Source organism: Aeromonas sp. s5, from assembly GCF_040907865.1.
Lineage (GTDB): Bacteria > Pseudomonadota > Gammaproteobacteria > Enterobacterales > Aeromonadaceae > Aeromonas > Aeromonas dhakensis.
The window spans coordinates 222,571-238,656 of sequence record NZ_JBFOCO010000023.1; the positions used below are offsets into that span (position 1 = coordinate 222,571).

The 16,086-nt window shown below is 62.4% G+C and carries 14 protein-coding genes; 10 read left to right on the forward strand and 4 right to left on the reverse strand.

Annotated features, from left to right (window positions below; genetic code table 11):
• Positions 1-88: 88 nt before the first annotated feature.
• Together AB5Y94_RS13820 and AB5Y94_RS13825 are read right to left on the reverse strand one after the other, a co-directional pair.
• The gene (locus tag AB5Y94_RS13820) at positions 89-790 is read right to left on the reverse strand and encodes an ABC transporter permease (RefSeq protein WP_005303218.1); all 702 of its coding nucleotides are present in this window, start codon (positions 788-790) and stop codon (positions 89-91) included.
• A gap of 67 nt (positions 791-857) precedes the next feature.
• Positions 858-1,700 carry a substrate-binding domain-containing protein gene (locus tag AB5Y94_RS13825; RefSeq protein ID WP_171281360.1) on the reverse strand — a complete coding sequence of 281 codons (843 nt, stop codon included), beginning with the start codon at positions 1,698-1,700 and terminating at the stop codon, positions 858-860.
• 248 nt (positions 1,701-1,948) lie between these two features.
• Between AB5Y94_RS13825 and AB5Y94_RS13830 the strand changes: the two genes are divergently transcribed.
• Together AB5Y94_RS13830 and AB5Y94_RS13835 are read left to right on the forward strand one after the other, a co-directional pair.
• On the forward strand, positions 1,949-3,304 hold the full coding sequence (locus tag AB5Y94_RS13830) for a sigma-54 dependent transcriptional regulator (RefSeq protein WP_113994745.1): 1,356 nt from the start codon (positions 1,949-1,951) through the stop codon (positions 3,302-3,304).
• A 31-nt stretch (positions 3,305-3,335) separates the two neighbouring features.
• Entirely contained in the window at positions 3,336-5,429 is a 2,094-nt protein-coding gene (locus tag AB5Y94_RS13835; protein ID WP_368205826.1) for a cache domain-containing protein, read from the forward strand.
• Positions 5,430-5,574: 145 nt separating this feature from the next.
• Here AB5Y94_RS13835 and AB5Y94_RS13840 read toward each other — a convergent pair whose 3' ends face one another.
• Together AB5Y94_RS13840 and AB5Y94_RS13845 are read right to left on the reverse strand one after the other, a co-directional pair.
• Positions 5,575-6,441 carry a helix-turn-helix transcriptional regulator gene (locus tag AB5Y94_RS13840; protein WP_025201348.1) on the reverse strand — a complete coding sequence of 289 codons (867 nt, stop codon included), beginning with the start codon at positions 6,439-6,441 and terminating at the stop codon, positions 5,575-5,577.
• A 15-nt stretch (positions 6,442-6,456) separates the two neighbouring features.
• Positions 6,457-7,314, reverse strand: coding sequence for a formate dehydrogenase accessory sulfurtransferase FdhD (locus AB5Y94_RS13845; protein WP_368205827.1), 858 nt, complete (start codon positions 7,312-7,314; stop codon positions 6,457-6,459).
• Positions 7,315-7,577: 263 nt separating this feature from the next.
• Here AB5Y94_RS13845 and AB5Y94_RS13850 point away from each other — a divergent pair, with 263 nt between their 5' ends.
• From AB5Y94_RS13850 to AB5Y94_RS13885, 8 genes are all read left to right on the forward strand, one after another.
• Positions 7,578-7,763 carry a hypothetical protein gene (locus tag AB5Y94_RS13850; protein ID WP_368205829.1) on the forward strand — a complete coding sequence of 62 codons (186 nt, stop codon included), beginning with the start codon at positions 7,578-7,580 and terminating at the stop codon, positions 7,761-7,763.
• Positions 7,753-8,859, forward strand: coding sequence for an LPO_1073/Vpar_1526 family protein (locus tag AB5Y94_RS13855; RefSeq protein WP_368205831.1), 1,107 nt, complete (start codon positions 7,753-7,755; stop codon positions 8,857-8,859). Before AB5Y94_RS13850 ends, AB5Y94_RS13855 begins: the two co-directional genes overlap by 11 nt.
• Before the next feature lie 365 nt (positions 8,860-9,224).
• Positions 9,225-9,815: a DUF3305 domain-containing protein gene (locus AB5Y94_RS13860; protein WP_368205833.1), complete on the forward strand. Its 591-nt coding sequence runs from the start codon at positions 9,225-9,227 to the stop codon at positions 9,813-9,815.
• Positions 9,808-10,410 (forward strand): DUF3306 domain-containing protein, encoded by a 603-nt coding sequence (locus AB5Y94_RS13865; protein ID WP_368205834.1) that lies wholly within the window; start codon positions 9,808-9,810, stop codon positions 10,408-10,410. The genes AB5Y94_RS13860 and AB5Y94_RS13865 overlap by 8 nt, the downstream gene beginning before the upstream one ends.
• A gap of 104 nt (positions 10,411-10,514) precedes the next feature.
• Positions 10,515-12,257, forward strand: coding sequence for a 4Fe-4S binding protein (locus AB5Y94_RS13870; RefSeq protein WP_368205835.1), 1,743 nt, complete (start codon positions 10,515-10,517; stop codon positions 12,255-12,257).
• 10 nt (positions 12,258-12,267) lie between these two features.
• The gene (locus AB5Y94_RS13875) at positions 12,268-12,888 is read left to right on the forward strand and encodes a molecular chaperone (RefSeq protein WP_017785182.1); all 621 of its coding nucleotides are present in this window, start codon (positions 12,268-12,270) and stop codon (positions 12,886-12,888) included.
• Between the two features lie 69 nt (positions 12,889-12,957).
• Positions 12,958-13,161 carry a transcriptional initiation protein Tat gene (locus AB5Y94_RS13880; RefSeq protein ID WP_005303194.1) on the forward strand — a complete coding sequence of 68 codons (204 nt, stop codon included), beginning with the start codon at positions 12,958-12,960 and terminating at the stop codon, positions 13,159-13,161.
• Between the two features lie 23 nt (positions 13,162-13,184).
• Positions 13,185-16,085, forward strand: a complete 2,901-nt coding sequence (locus tag AB5Y94_RS13885) for a formate dehydrogenase subunit alpha (protein WP_368205837.1) — start codon at positions 13,185-13,187, stop codon at positions 16,083-16,085.
• Position 16,086: the final 1 nt, after the last annotated feature.

Here is a 16,086-nt window from a genome sequence, read left to right on the forward strand (position 1 = left end):
GGCATGGTCGGTTCTTCACATAACCGTGACCACGACAGCGGTGGGGTCAGCTGTATTTGGCTAGGGATGACAGTGGGTTGCTCCATGGTTAGTTCTTCAGATAGCTGTGACCACGGCACGCGGTCAGCAACAGGTTGAGCAGCAGCGCCAGACTCAGCAAGACGATGCCAAGGGCCACCCCCTGGGTGAAGGCCCCTTTCTGGGTCTCCAGCGCGATGGCGGTGGGGATGTTGCGGGTGAAGTGCAAAATGTTGCCCCCCACCATCATGGAGCAGCCCACCTCGGTGACGATGCGGCTGAAGGCGCCGATCACCGCCGCCAGCAGGCCGAAGCGGCACTCGCGCATCAGCCCGAGCAGCGCCCTGGGCCAGGAGAGCCCCAGGGTGCGGGCGGTCTCCCAGGCGCGCCGGTCGCTCTGCACGAATGCGGCGTGGGCCATGGTGGCGATCACCGGAAAGGCGATCAGCATCTGCCCCACCACCATGGCCTGCTGGGTGAACAGCATCTTCCAGTCGCCGAAGGGGCCGGCTCGCGACAGCAGCATGTAGAGCAAGAGGCCAATCACCACGGTCGGCACCGACTGCAGGGTATTGATGCAGGAGAGCCAGAGCCAGCGGGCCGGGATCGGCAGATAGGCCAGCGCGAAGCCGAGCAGCAGGGCCGGCAGCAGCACCAGCCCGAGTGCGAGACCCGATACCGAGAAGGAGACTCCCACCACCTGCCATAGCTCGGCGTCACCACTGAACAGCAGCGAAAGGGCCGCCAGTGTGGTTTCGATCAGGGTCGGCACCGGGCGCCTCCGTCACTCAAGGTGGCGAGGGGCACCAGGGGCAGGTCGAGCAGGGTCGGCCGTGGCATCACTGCGGCTTGGCGTCGGCCACGAACAGCGGCTGGCCGGCCACCTTGAAGTCACCGATCAGCTGCTGGCCGTGCTGGGAGACCAGCCAGTTCTTCAGGGTGCGGGCCCCTTCGGTGTTGAGATCCGGGTAGCGCTTGGGGTTGACCAGGATCACCTGGTAGGGGTTGAACAACCGCTTGTCCCCCTCCAGCAGCACGGCGAGATCCAGCTTGCTCTGGTAGGCGAGCCAGGTGCCGCGGTCGGTCAGGGTGTAGGCCCCCAGCTCCGAAGCCATGGTCAGGGTCGGCCCCATGCCCTGGCCGATGGACTTGTAGCCAGCGAACTCTGGCTTGACGTCGGCCGCCTGCCACAGGGTCTTCTCCTTGATGTGGGTGCCGGACTCGTCCCCGCGGGAAATAAAAGTCTGCCCCTTGTCTTTGATGGCCTCCAGCGCCTTGGCGGCATCGTGCAGCTTGCCAAGACCGGCCGGATCTTTCGCCGGGCCGACGATGACGAAGTCGTTGTACATCAGGTGCTCAGGCTCGATGCCAAAGCCCGCCTCGACGAAGGCCTTCTCGGCAGAGGGGGCGTGGGTCATCACCAGATCCGCGTCGCCGTTCTCGCCCATCTTCAGGCTCTGGCCGGTACCGGCCGCCATCACCTGCACCGGGTAGCCGGTCTCCTTGGTGAACTGGGGCAGCAGCCAGCCCAGCAGGCCGGACTGCTCGGTGCTGGTGGTGGTGGCGAGGCGGATGGGCGCCTTGGTCTCGGCATGGCTGGCAGCGCTCCAGAGCGGCAGGCTCAGCAGCAGGGCGGAGGAGAGGGCAAGGGCGAGGCGTTTGCGCACTGTGGCTGTGATCATGATGTCAGGGTACCCGGTGATGGAGAGAGGGCAGGACTAAGCAAGCAGGGTGCCAAGCTGGCCACATGCCTTGTTCGGCACGGTTTTTAATGTGAAAACAGTTGGTTAAGCGCCCTAATTGCGTGATGGCGGCGTCGCTTTTAATAAACGGAGTTGGCACTTGGGGCCGGTTAGCGACAAAATGTCCCACAGTTTATAAGGTCGGTGGGACAATCCCGGAACCTTGTCGAATCTGAGGTACTTTTTTCATGACTGCACCCGCCAGCCGCTGGTCCGCCCTCTCTTTGCTCATCGTCGACGACGAACCCGGCATGCGCAGCTTCCTCGCCAAGGCGCTGGCCCGCCGCTTCGCCCAGATAGAGACGGCCGCCAGCGTGGAGGAGGCCGAAGCCCTGCGCTGTCGTCTGCATTTTGATCTCATCATCGCCGACATCCGCCTGCCGGGGCGCTCCGGTATCGAGTGGCACGAGGCCATCGACCCCGCCACCCGGCGCAGCGACATCATCTTCATGACCGGTTTCGGCGACATGGAGACTGCCCTCAAGGCGCTGCGGCTCGGTGCCAGCGACTTCATTCTCAAACCCTTCAACCTGGATCAGATGGTGCAGGCGGTGGACCGGGTCATCGAGCGCCGCCAGATGGAGCGGGAAAACCTGCTGCTGCGCCGGGAGGTGAGCAAGCTGTTCCCGCCCACCCTGATCGGCGACAGCGCCAAGACCCGCGAGCTCAAGACGCTGATCGCCCGGGTCGCTCCCTCCAACGCCGCCGTGTTGGTGGAAGGGGAGTCCGGCACCGGCAAGGAGCTGGTGGCCCGCGCCCTGCACCAGCTCTCCGGCCGGATGGGGGCCTTCGTGCCGCTCAACTGCGCCTCCATCGCCCCCGAGCTGCTCGAAAGCGAGCTGTTCGGCCACGTGCAGGGGGCCTTTACCGGCGCCCGCAAGGGGCGCGACGGCCTGTTCCGGGTCGCCCACCAGGGCACGCTGTTTCTGGACGAGATCGGCGAGATGCCGCTCGCCATGCAGGCTTCCCTGCTGCGGGCGCTGGAGCAGAAAGCCATCCGTCCGGTCGGCGCCGAGCGGGAGCTTTCGGTGGACGTGCGCATCGTCGCCGCCACCAACCGCAACCTCAAAACCGAGGTGGAGGCGGGCCGGTTTCGTGAAGACCTCTTTTATCGCCTCAACGTGGTGGCGCTGCCGGTGGCCCCCTTGCGCGAGCGGATCGACGACATCCCCGCCCTGGTGCACCACTTCACCCGCCAGCTCACCGCCGAGATGGGCATGGGCGCCCTGCACTGGACCCACGAGGACGTGGTGGCCATGCAGGCCTACCCCTGGCCTGGCAACGTGCGCGAGCTGCGCAACCTCATCGAGCGCTGCCTGCTGCTGGGCAAGCCGCCCGCCGAGTACTGGCAGAGCGCCAAACCGGCCGAGTCGGCGCGGGGCGAGGAGGGCTACCCGCTGGAGTGGGCGCTGGCCGAGGTGGAGAAGGCTCACATCCTGCAGGTGGTGGCGAGCCATGATGGCAACAAGTCGGCCGCCTCCCGGGTGCTCGGGGTGGCGCGCAAGACCCTGGAGCGCAAGTTCAAGGAGTGGGCCATCGAATGAGCCGGCTCGCCCCTTGTCGCCGGAGTGAGTCATGAGGCTGGCGCAGCTCCCGGGGTTGCTCAGAACCAAGGTACGCTGGCGTCTGCTGCTGCTCACCTCGGTGCCCATCATGCTGACCCTTGCTGGCATGATAGGGCTCACCCTCTACTGGACCCTCACCTACAGCTGGCAGAACCTGCTCACCACGGTGCGCAGCGACCTTGGCGTGGCCCACCACGCGGTGAGCGTGCAGCAGCAGCGCCAGGCCGAGCACCTCGAGCACCTGCGCGATGCCTGGGCCTTCCAGCTGCAACTGCGCGAATCCCCCGCCCGCTTGCGCCAGTGGGTGATGCCGCTGGCCGCCAACTACGGCCTCGATTTTTTGCGCCTGCGCAGCGGCAGCGAGCTGGATCAGCTGACGACGCAGGAGCGCACAGCCCTCGCCGCCGGGCGCAGCGTCAGCCACTTCATGGTCTGGCCGCGGGAGCAGCTGCTGGCGCTCTCGCCAGCGCTAGCCAGCCGCGCCGTGCTGGACAAAGAGCTGGAGCCGGGCGCTGGGCAGGAGACTCGTGGTCTGATCAGCCTCTCGCTGACCCCGGTGATGGGGCGGGACGGCAGCCTCTGGGGCGTGCTGGAGGGGGGCGAGCTTATCAACGGCAGCACCCGGCTGGTGGACGAGCTCAAGGGCCAGGTGTTCGCCAAGAACACCCTGCCGGCCGGCAGCATCGGCAGCGTCACCCTGTTTCTCGGCGATCTGCGGGTGAGCACCAACGTGCCCGCCAGCAGCAGCCAGCAGCTGGGGCGGGCGGTGGGCACCCGGGCCTCGGCGCCGGTGCACGAACAGGTGCTGGGGCGCGGTGAGCCATGGATTGATCGAGCCTTCGTGCACGACGCCTGGTATGTGTCGGGTTACGAGCCGCTCTTGGGCGCCAATGGCGAGCGCATCGGCATGCTCTACGTCGGCTTTCTCGAGTGGCCCATCGTTCGCACCTACCTCACCAATCTGCTGGAGCTGGGCTCCGGCGTGGTGCTGCTGTTACTGCTCTCGGGCCTGCTGGTCTATCGCGGCGCGCGGGACTTGTTCACCCCCATCGAGCGGATGCACAAGGTGGTGCGCCAGGTGCAGGCGGGCAGGCCGGCCCGCATCGGCGAGCTCTACCTCGACCCCGATCACGAGCTGGCCCAGCTCGGCCGCCAGTTCGACGCCATGCTGGACAGGCAGGCGGCGCACCGCCAGCAGCTGGCCCGCAGCGCCGACGAGCTGGAGCAGAAGGTGGCCGAGCGCACCCAGAGCCTGGAGCAGAAGACCGCCGAGCTCGAGCATCACATCCATATGCTGACCCAGGCCCGTCAGCAGCTGCTCATCAGCGAGAAGCTGGCGGCCCTCGGCGAGCTCTGCGCCGGGGTGGCCCACGAGATCAACAACCCGCTCGCGGTGATCCTCGGCAACGTGGAGCTGATGAAGCTGGAGCTGGGGGAGGCGGCCGCGCCGGTGGGCGAGGAGCTGGCGCTGGTGCTGGCCCAGATCGAGCGCATTCGCGCCATCACCCGCAGCCTGCTGCAATATTCCCGTCCCGGCGACTACGAGACGGCGCCGGTGTGGCAGCACCTCACCCCCATCATCGAGGAGAGCCTGACCCTGGTGCGCTCCGCCCTGCGCCAGCAGCAGGTGAACCTGGTGGCCGATCTCAAGGCACAGCAGCCCATCGAGGCGGATCGCCAGCAGCTGCTGCAGGTGCTGATCAACCTCTTGGTCAACGCCAGCCATGCGCTGGGGGAGCAGGGGGAGATCCGGGTCGAGAGCCGCGACTGGCTGGATGACGCCGGGGCCCTGCAGGGGGCCGAGGTGCGGGTCATTGACAACGGCAGCGGCATCGAGGCGGCCATCATCGACAAGATCTTCGACCCCTTCTTCACCACCCGCGCCACCGGCACCGGGCTGGGGCTGGCCCTGAGCCACCGCATCATCAGCCGCTGGGGCGGGGAGCTGCTGGTAGACTCCACTCCGGGGCAGGGCAGCTGCTTTACCATCCGCTTGCGCAGCCACGCCCGGCTGGCCAGCGGTGGCGAGCCAGCCCAGCTGGAGGGGTGGCGCATCGCCCTCAATGCCGAGGGGCGTGAGGCCGGTGGCGACCACCCGTCTTAACCACGCCAGCCACAAAAAAGCCCGCCGAACTTGAAGGGCGTGCATTGTCCTCAAGGGGGAGGGATGTGACTGTCGCAATTCAGAGTGAGGCACAAAAAAGCCCGCCAATAGTGGCGGGCTTTTTTACGGGCGAGTGAGGGGATACTTACTGCGGACTCCACACCAGCTTGCCGCTCTGGGTCAGGTCATAGCCGCCGAGGCGGGCCGCCAGCTCGCGCCCCTCGGGGGATTGTAGCCAGCCGATCAGCTGCTGCAGCAGGGTGCGAAAGAAGACCCCCTGCGGCATCACCAGATCGAAGCACTCCTGCGACAGCGGCACGAAGTCGAGGCCAAACTCGGTGGCGGTGCTCTGGGCGCCGGGCCCGACGTCCGCATCGCCGCGGCTGATGGCGGCGGCCAGCTCCCGCTCGCTGTTGACCTCGAGGGTGCGCTCCAGCCGGGTCAGCGACTCCCCCTGGGTTTGCAGCCACTCCTGCAGGGCGCGCTGGCTGCCGGCCCCCTCCTGGCGCATGGCCCAGCGCCAGTCGAGCGCCTCTTTCGCCTCTTTTGGTTGCAGCCCCTGGCGCAGCACCAGCCCCTGCACCCGCCGAAATCCATGTACGATCACCCATTGCCGGTGGCCCTGATACTGCTGTACCAGCGCCGGGTGGCGCAGGTGGGCCTCTTCGGCCTGGCCCCAGTGGATGGCGCAGAGATCCACATGGCCGCGCGCCAGCATCGCCAGCCCCTGACGGGTGCCGCACGGGGTGTAACCCACCAGCGCCTGGGTGCCGAGCTGCTGGGCTAGCCGGCTGCTGGCATAGTGCAACAGCACGTCGTCCGAGCCTGCCAGCAGCAGCCGGTCGTTCATCACCCCCTCGTGGCAGCTACCGAGCAGCCAGCGATCGAGCAGGGAGCGGGGAAACAGCCACTTGCCGGTCGCCTTGGTGGCGGGGATGCGCGCCTCGTTGGCGAGCTGGTAGACCTTCTTCTCGTTGAGGTCGAGGTACTCGGCCACCTGCTTCACGTTCATAAACTCATTCATGGCTTAGTCCCGCATCCCGCGACCGGCTGAACCGGGCGCCAGCACCGGCGGCTTCTCGTCCAGCACGATATGGTCGTGGCCGCTGAAGACCTCGAAGTGGCGCCCCTTGGCGCGGGCAATCATGGTGATGCCGAGCTGGCGGGCGAGATCCAGCCCCATCTGGGTGACGCCGGAGCGCGACAGCAGCACGGGAATGCCCATCTGCGCCACCTTGATCACCATCTCCGAGGTGAGTCGCCCGGTGGTGTAGAAGATCTTGTCGTGGCCGCTCTCGCCGCGCATCCAGAGCTCGCCCGCCAGGGTATCCACCGCGTTGTGGCGCCCCACATCCTCGACAAAGGAGAGGATTTCGGCGCCGCGACAGATGGCGCAGCCATGGACCGCACCCGCCATCTTGTAGGTTTCGTTATGGGCCGACAGCGCCTTGAGCAGGGCGTAGAGGGTGCTCTGTTTAAGCTCGGGCGCCGCCAAGACCACCCCTTCGAGCTTTTTCATCACGCTGCCATACATGGTGCCCTGCCCGCAGCCGGAGGTGACCGTCTTCTTCTCCAAGGATTTGTCGAGATCGGCGGCCTGCTGGCTGCTCACCACGGCGGCGGCCTCGCTCTCCCAGTCGACAATCACCGACTCGATGGCCGCAATATCCTCGATAAAGCCCTGATTTTTAAGGTAACCCAGCACCAGCGCCTCGGGACGGGCCCCCAGCGTCATCAGGGTTACGATTTCCTTCCAGTTGAGGTAGACCGTCAGTGGCCGCTCACAGGCGATTTGGCGGGTTTGCAGCGTGCCCTGTTCATCCATTACCTCGACGGCCATGGTGAGCTGGGCTGCGGCATTGCTTTTGATAAAGGTCGGTGTCATGGGCCCCTCGCGACCGGTTGCCGGGATCTAAGGGGAGGGGCACAGCAAGTTTTGTTCCAGATGGATGTAAGAAGGCTCAGCGTCAGAGTGAACATTCGGAATCGGCATTATTTGGAAGTGCAGAAGCTGTATGCGGTGTCATTTTTGATAAATGAGTTAGCAGAGGATCTTTTCTTTTAAAGTTCAAATGGTTAAAGTTGAATCTGAGGCTTGTTATGGATTTTTAAATAGGCATTTTCATAGTTAATGTAACAGGAGTTTATATGGAGTGGATTTTAGAAAATAAGGAATGGCTTTTCAGTGGTGTTGCTATCGCTATACCACTCGCAATAATTGGTTGGTTTCTCTCTGGCAAAGTTAATAAACAGGTTCAGAAAGGGGGGAATAACTCAACAAATATACAGATCGGTGGCGATTTCAAAATCGGTGGAAACAAAAATGATAAATAACCAAAGCCAAAAAGGTGGTAATGACTCGACCAATATTCAAGTGCAACAAATGGTTATGCATGTTGGTATTGATGAAAAACGAGCAAGGGAAATTTATCAAGAAATGAACTTGCAATTGAGAAAGGATTACTCTCAAGAGGCATTAACTATCGCAAATAGTAGAATTAAAGAGTTTGAAAATAGTCTGATGCCAAAAATGGCACAGGTAGAGGGGGCGCTAGAAGCATTTGCAGATCCAAGCTTCCAATTACTTCTTGTGGATGCCCAAAAGACTGCAGCTGCAACTGAAAGGCCTGCTGACTACGACCTTTTATCTGAGTTATTGATACATAGATTTAAAAAAGGTGAGAATCGAATTGCCCGTGCAGGTATTAGTCTTGCTGTGGATATTGTAGATAAGGTTTCTGACGAAGCACTATTAGGTTTGACTGTAAGGCATTCAGTGGATAGTTTTATGCCTAACAGTGGTAATATTCACCAAGGATTAGATGTCTTAGATGGCTTATTTGGAAAGATATTCTACGGTGAGTTACCAATGGGGCATGATTGGCTCGATCACTTAGATTTATTAGATGCTATTCGTTTAAATCCATATGGAACATTAAACGATGTGGTCCAATATTATGCGGGACTATTGTCAGGTTATGTTGATGTAGGTATTGAAAAGAATTCCGAAAATCAACTTACGGCAATTGAAATGCTAAAAGCTCATAACTTACCAACAGATTTATTAGTTGAGCATACATTTAATAATAACTTTGTTCGGCTGTTTGTCTGTAACAAACATGGTATTGATGAATTGTCACTAACAGTTGTCGAGAAATATTTTGGTGGTGAGATACATAAACAAGTCTTTCTATCTGAAGAACAAAAAAACGCACTCAAATCCATATACGATCTTTATTCCAGTGATGAAGTGTTAAAACAGAATAATATAGATTCCTTTATGGTGGAATGGGATAAAAGACAGAATTTAAAAATACTTAGAGAGTGGTGGAGTAATATTGGGATGGGGTTCAGTACTACATCGGTCGGAAAAGTGCTTGCACACTCGAATGCCCAAAGGTGCGATAGTAGATTACCACCACTCAATTAACCTTATGTTGTGTTTAATAGTTTTCATTTATTGTCAATATTGTGTATTTGGCTAAATAGCCCAACATTTACCCTGGACATTCTGATCAAGGCAATAATCGGATAATTTAACGTTACTCGATTATTGCCATCCCTTCTGATTAGGCTCTTTTACGCCGCATGTTGGGCTGCGCTCAGCGCCAACTTACACCCGCACTAAGCCCAACTTGTATATCTAAACTCCCCCAAGCGGCTAACAAACCGGCCTTGGCCCCACTCTTGCTATGTCTTATCCCATTGATGGCCGTGGCCGCCATAAATCTCCTGCTCTGATCCGCCCCGAACGGGGTGGTTAAAGGGAGAGGGCGGCCCGGCAGAGACCTTCTGATGGGAGCCGTGACAGTGCAAGAGACAACCAAACCCCTCTCCCCGCAGCGCTGGCTGCAGCTGGAGTTAAAGGCCATCGACAGCCAGGTTGGCCGCTGGCAGAGCCGCCGTTTCGAGATTGCGGCGCTCCATCCCGCCGAGCCCGAGGCTGCCGGTGCCTTGCCCCTTACCCTGTTTCGCGATGAGCGGGGGGATTATCGCTTCAATCTGAGCTCCGGCTCGCCCCGCCTGTTTGTGACCGGAAGCCGCGTGGACAGTGGCTTTGTGGCCGATGGTCTGACCCTGAGTCAGACCGTGGCCGCCGCCTATATGGATGGCGAGCGGCAGGTGCTCTCCTGCCCGCTGCCCGAAGCGCTGCAAGCCTGGGTGGAGGCCTTTATCGGCCGTCACGGCGAGCTGCTGGAGGCTCGTCGCAAGGGCAAGAAGGGCAAGGGGCGGGCGCAGGATCAGCTCGGTGTCGATAGCCAGGATCAAGCCAGCTGCGGCGCCGTCAAGGCCACCGGCTCCGATGGCCGCGAGCGTGGCTGCAATGCTGGAAACAGTGCCGGAAACAGTGCGGGAAACAAGGCCGGAAACAGCGCCCATGAGTGAGTTCCTCAAGCGCTGGTCATCTCGCAAGAGTGAGGCGCGCAAGCATCAGGCATTGCAGCCGAGGGAAGAGGCCACCCCAGAGGTGGCTGCAGCCCCCATCGAAGGCAGTGGTGAAGGTGAAGTGCCAGGTACAGAACTGGATGGCCGCGTAGTCAGCACTGACAAGGGGAGCTGTGACCCCCTTGCTGTTGAGGGGGCAGAGAGTGGCGAACCTCCGCTGAAAACGGCGCAGTCGGGCAAGGCCAAACTCCCCGACAAGGAGGCGCTGCGCGCCATGTTTCGCAGCCACAAGCCGGATGGGCTCGACGACTACACCCAGGATTTCAGCCAGCCAGAATTGCTGCCAGCAGCCCTGAGCGCCGGGCTGCGCAACTGGCTGGTGGAGCAGGAGACGGCGCCGGATGACGAAGCTCCTCATTCAACCGCTGCCGCACCCGAACCGGCGATTGTGGCCGCCACGGCCATAACCAGCGAGCCGCAAGGGTTGGCTGATAACCATTCTCAAACCCACACCGACGATCGGGACATTTTGGTTGACCATGATGGACAAAATGTCCCAACCAAGGGTGGGGGAATGGAGCATTTGGGATCCTGACTCCCTGCCAGTCACTTTTTTCCTGGGGGAGTTGGCTCGGCTCTTGCTCTCCCAACTGACCAACAAGCACGCCATCCCACGAGGTGGCGCGCACAGGAGTGCATGTGAGCATCGAACAACCCATAACGACATCCGTCGCAACTCTGACCGCCGATGGCGTGGCCGCGCGCAATGAACGTGCCCGCGCCCATGCCCTGCAGCACACGGTCAAGACCGACAACCTGATCCCGGCCACCGTCTCCTACCAGAGTCAGGGGCGCCTGCTGCTGGTCGGCGCGGAAGACCGCATTCGCCGCGCCGCCAGCCTGCTGCCCCAAGGAGTGATGCCGACCCTGCTGGTGACCGAGTCGGTGCATGACGCCGAGGCGGCGGATCTCGAGACCATCTTCGAGGCTACCGCCGCCCTGGATGCCCTGACCCTGCGCGAGCCGAGCCTGAGCGGGTATCTCGGTCAGTTTCAGCTCACCGGCCTCAATGGGCAGGGTGAGCGGGTTAACCTGGCGGCGCTCTGTTTTCCACAACAAGCGGCTGCTGTCAGTGAACAGCTACGCGAACCGCGTTTCGATCTGGTGGCCGATCTGGGCCGCGTCCCGCTGTTTGCACTGGAGCGCCCGCCGGTCGGTTATCTGCATCTTTCCGATGACGCGGGCTTGGCCGAACGGCTCGCCGAGCTCTGTGCCCTCACCGGTATCTTCGACAAGCCACGCTATTTTCGCCTCGACCCCGAGGCCTGCGCCTTTACCGCTCGCGGCGTGCCCGGTTGCAGCCGCTGCCTCGATGTCTGCCCGACCGATGCCCTCAAGCCCGTCAATGGTCGCATCCAGATCGATCCCCATCTCTGTCAGGGCTTCGGCAGTTGCGCCTCGGCCTGTCCGACCGGGGCGATTGCCTATCACCAGCCCGATGCCAACACCAGCGGCGACTACCTCTTCCGATTGCTCAAGCACTACCGGGAGGCGGGGGGCGACGCGCCCCAGCTGCTGATTGCCGGTGAAAACGAGCGGGAATGGGTCGAAGTCGAACTCACCCGTTTGCCCGCCAACTGGCTGCCGATCTGGGTGGAGGAGAGCGCCAGTTTAGGCATCGAGAGCTGGTTTGCCGCCCTCGCCTATGGCGCCAGCGCGGTGCGCATCGCGCTGGGTGACGATGCCCCCGAGAGCGTCCGGGCGTTGGTTGAGCGGGAGCTGGCGAGCGCCGCCGTGCTCTTGGCGGGCGCCGGTCTCTCTGCTGATCGCATCGCCCTGTTTAACCCGGATGCCGAACAAGATAAGCCGATCTCCTGCGAGCCAGCGGTTGCCCTGCTGGACAAACCGCTCAAAGGAGACAAACGGGAGAACCTGTTTGCCGCCTTCGATGCCCTCTGGCAGGCCAACGAAGGGAGCTGCGAGCCGCTGGTTGTGCCCCACGGCGCCCCTTACGGCAGCGTTGAATTGAAAGAAGCTGGCTGCACCCTCTGCATGGGCTGCGTGGCGGTCTGCCCGAGCCGCGCCCTGCATGCGGTGGGGCACACGCCGGGCCTCAACTTTATCGAGCAGGACTGCATCCAGTGCGGCATGTGCGAAAAGGCGTGCCCCGAGCAGGCCATAGTGCTCACGCCCCGCCTGCAACCCGTGCCCGAGGCGCGCCGCGCCGTGCAGAGCCTCAAAGCCGAAGAGGCGGCCTGCTGCATTCGCTGCGCCAAGCCGTTCGCGCCGGCCTCCCTTATCCGCCGCATCCAGCAAAAACTGGCCGGTCACTCCCACTTCCAGAACGAAGCCGCCCAGCGGCTGCTGATGTGCGAGGACTGCCGGGTCAAGGATGTGTTTGCGGCGCTGGCGGCGGATCCCGTCTCCCAGCTCAAGGTGTGAGGGGGCAGTGATGAGCGAACAACATAACGAAAAGGCTGGCGAACTGACCATGACCGAACTGGAACAGAGCAGCGCCGATCTCTACGCCCTGCTGGCGAGCCTCTGGCGCGCCGCCCCCTGTGGCGAACAGCTCGCCTGGCTGCAAGGGTTGCAGGCCATGCCCGGCCCCTTTGCCAGAGGGCTGGGGCTGGTGCAACTGGCGGCCAGCAGCCACCACGAGCACGAGCTTGCCGAGGAGTATCAGGATCTCTTTATCGGGCTGGGGCGCGGGGAGATCGTGCCGTTTGCCTCCTGGTATCTCACCGGCTCCCTGATGGAGCTGCCGCTGGCGGTGCTGCGCGCCGATCTGCAGTCGCTCGGCTTCGAGCGCCAGAGCGGGGTGTGCGAGCCGGAAGATCACCTGGCCGCCCTCTGCGAGGTGATGGCGGTATTGATTGCCGAGCAGCACCCGGATCGCAACCGCTTCTATGAACGCCACCTTGCCCCCTGGGTACTCGCCTGCTGCCGCGATCAGCAACAGGCGAAAGGGGGCAGCTTCTACCGGGCGGTCGGGGCCCTTGCCGAAGACTTTTTCAAACTGGAACAGGAACTGCGCCTGCCCTTTGGCAGTCCGGTGGTGACGCTGCCATGAGGCTGCGCCACCCACTCATAGCAAAACCGGCTCACCGCAGCCGACCATAACAACAGAGGTCACAGAAAGATGAGCGATGAACAGCTGAAAGACCCGTCCCGCCGCAATCTGATCAAGGGGGTGGGGGTGGTTGCCACCATAGGAGTGCTGGCCGGTGCCACTGGCCGGGTGGTGGGCAAGGAGGTACTGACCCACGACACCGAGCCTGACAAGGGTTATCGGGAGACCCCCCATGTTCACGACTTTTATCGCACCCTGCGCGGCACCGACTGAGCCGGCTCAGTGAAGGAGAACTCATGAAACTGACGAAACGTGCCGAGCAGCCCCAGGCGGGCGAGCAGGGCAGCTTGCAAGGCGGTTTGCAAAATAATGGGGCCGCTCGCGGTCAGGGGCTGACCCGTCGCGCCTTTATGGTCAATTCCGGTCTGGTGGCCGGCGGCGCCGTGGCCGCCGGTTGGCTAGCACCAGCCATGATGCAGCGGGCCGAGGCCAAAACCGTGGGCGCCGAGGTGCCGGTCGAGGTGAAGCGCACCATCTGCTCCCACTGCTCGGTGGGCTGCGGCGTCTATGCCGAGGTGCAAAACGGCATCTGGACCGGTCAGGAACCGGCCTTCGATCACCCTTTCAACCTTGGCGGTCACTGCGCCAAGGGTGCGGCCCTGCGCGAGCACGGCCACGGCGAGCGTCGCCTCAAGTACCCGATGAAGCTGGTGGGCGGCAAGTGGCAACGCATCAGCTGGGATCAGGCCATCGAAGAGGTGGGCAACGAAGTGCTGCGCCTGCGCAAGGAGTCCGGCCCAGACAGCGTCTACTGGCTCGGCTCGGCCAAGCACTCCAACGAGCAGGCCTACCTGTTTCGCAAGATGGCGTCCCTGTGGGGCACCAACAACGTGGATCATCAGGCGCGGATCTGCCACTCCACCACGGTCGCTGGCGTCGCCAACACCTGGGGCTACGGCGCCATGACCAACAGCCTGAACGACATGCACAACAGCAAGTCGATCATGTTTATCGGCTCCAACCCGGCGGAGGCCCACCCGGTCGCCATGCAGCACATCCTGCTGGCGAAAGAGCGCAACGGCTGCAAGATCCTGGTGGTCGACCCGCGTCGCACCCGTACCGCCGCCAAGGCGGACATGTACCTCTCCCTGCGCCCGGGCACCGACGTCGCCTTTATCTGGGGCATGCTCTGGCACATCTTCAAGAACGGCTGGGAAGACAAGGAGTTCATCCGCACCCGCGTCTTTGGCATGGACGAGGTGCAAAAAGAGGTGGCGCGCTGGACCCCGGCCGAAGTGGAGCGGGTGACCGGCCTCAATGAAAAAGAGGTGTATGGCGCCGCCAAGCTGCTCTCCGACAACCGCCCCGGCTGCGTGGTCTGGTGCATGGGCGGCACCCAGCACACCACCGGCAACAACAACACCCGCGCCTACTGCATCCTCGAACTGGCCCTCGGCAACGTGGGCAAGAGCGGGGCGGGCACCAACATCTTCCGTGGTCACGACAACGTGCAGGGTGCCACCGACTTTGGCGTCACCTCCGACTCATTGCCTGGTTACTACGGGCTGGAAGAGGGCTCCTGGAAGCACTGGGCCCGGGTGTGGGATGTTGATTACGAGTGGATCAAGGCCCGCTTTGACAACAAGGCCTACAACGGCAAGCTGCCGATGAACAACAACGGCATCCCGGTCTCCCGCTGGGTTGATGGTGTGCTGGAGAACGCCGATCTCATCGAGCAGGGTGCCAACATCCGCGCCATGTTCTACTGGGGCCATGCGGTCAACTCCCAGACCCGCGGCCCCGAGATGAAGAAGGCGATGCAAAAGCTCGACATGATGGTGATTGTCGACCCGTACCCCACCGTCGCCGCCGTCATGAACGATCGTACCGACGGCGTCTACCTGCTGCCGGCTACCACCCAGTTCGAGACCTATGGCTCCGTCACCGCCACCAACCGCTCCATGCAGTGGCGCGACAAGGTGGTCGAGCCGCTGTTCGAATCCAAGGTCGACCACGAGATCATGTATCTCTTGAGCAAAAAGCTCGGCTTTGCCGATGAGCTGTTCAAGCATATCAAGGTGGAGAACAACGAACCGCTCCTGGAAGACATCACCCGCGAATACAACCGCGGCATGTGGAGCGTGGGCTACACCGGCCAGAGCCCGGAGCGGCTCAAGGCGCACCAGCAGAACTGGCACACCTTCCACAAGACCAACCTCAAGGCCGAAGGGGGTCCGGTCAGCGGCGAAGTGTACGGTCTGCCCTGGCCCTGCTGGGGCACCCCGGAGATGAAGCACCCCGGCAGTCACATCCTCTACGACACCAGCATTCCGGTCTCGCAAGGGGGCGGTGGTTTCCGTGCCCGCTTCGGCATCGAGTATCAGGGCGTCTCGCTGCTCGCCGAAGACTCCTGGCCGAAGGGGAGCGAGGTGGAAGATGGCTATCCCGAGATCACCGCCGACCTGATGAAGCAGCTTGGCTGGTGGGATGAGCTGACCGAGGCCGAGAAGAAAGAGGCCGAGGGGCGCAACTGGAAGACCGATCTCTCCGGTGGTATCCAGCGGGTGGCCATCAAGCACGGCTTCGTCCCCTATGGCAACGCCAAGGCGCGCTGCGTGGTGTGGACCTTCCCGGATCAGGTGCCCAAGCACCGCGAGCCGCTCTACACCCCGCGCCGGGATCTGCTGGCTGACTACGCCACCTGGCCCGATGCCAAGAGCCTGTGGCGCCTGCCGACCCAGTATGCCTCGGTGCAGGAGAAGGATGTCAGCAAGGAGTTCCCGATCATCCTCACTTCCGGCCGTCTGGTGGAGTACGAGGGGGGCGGCGACGAGACCCGTTCCAACCCCTGGCTGGCCGAACTGCAGCAGGAGATGTTCGTCGAGATGAACCCGGCGGATGCCAACGACGTCGGCGTGCGCGACGGTCAGGATGTGTGGGTGGAGGGGCCGGAAGGGGGCCGGGTCAAGGTGACGGCGCTGGTGACCCCGCGGGTCAAACCTGGGCTCGCCTTTATGCCGTTCCACTTCGGCGGCCACTTCGAGGGCCAGGATCTGCGTGCCAAATATCCGGAAGGGTCAGACCCCTATGTGCTGGGGGAATCGGTCAACATAGTCACCACCTATGGCTATGACCCGGTCACCCAGATGCAGGAGACCAAGGTCACCCTGTGCCGTTTTCGCCAAGTAGGAGCCTGAT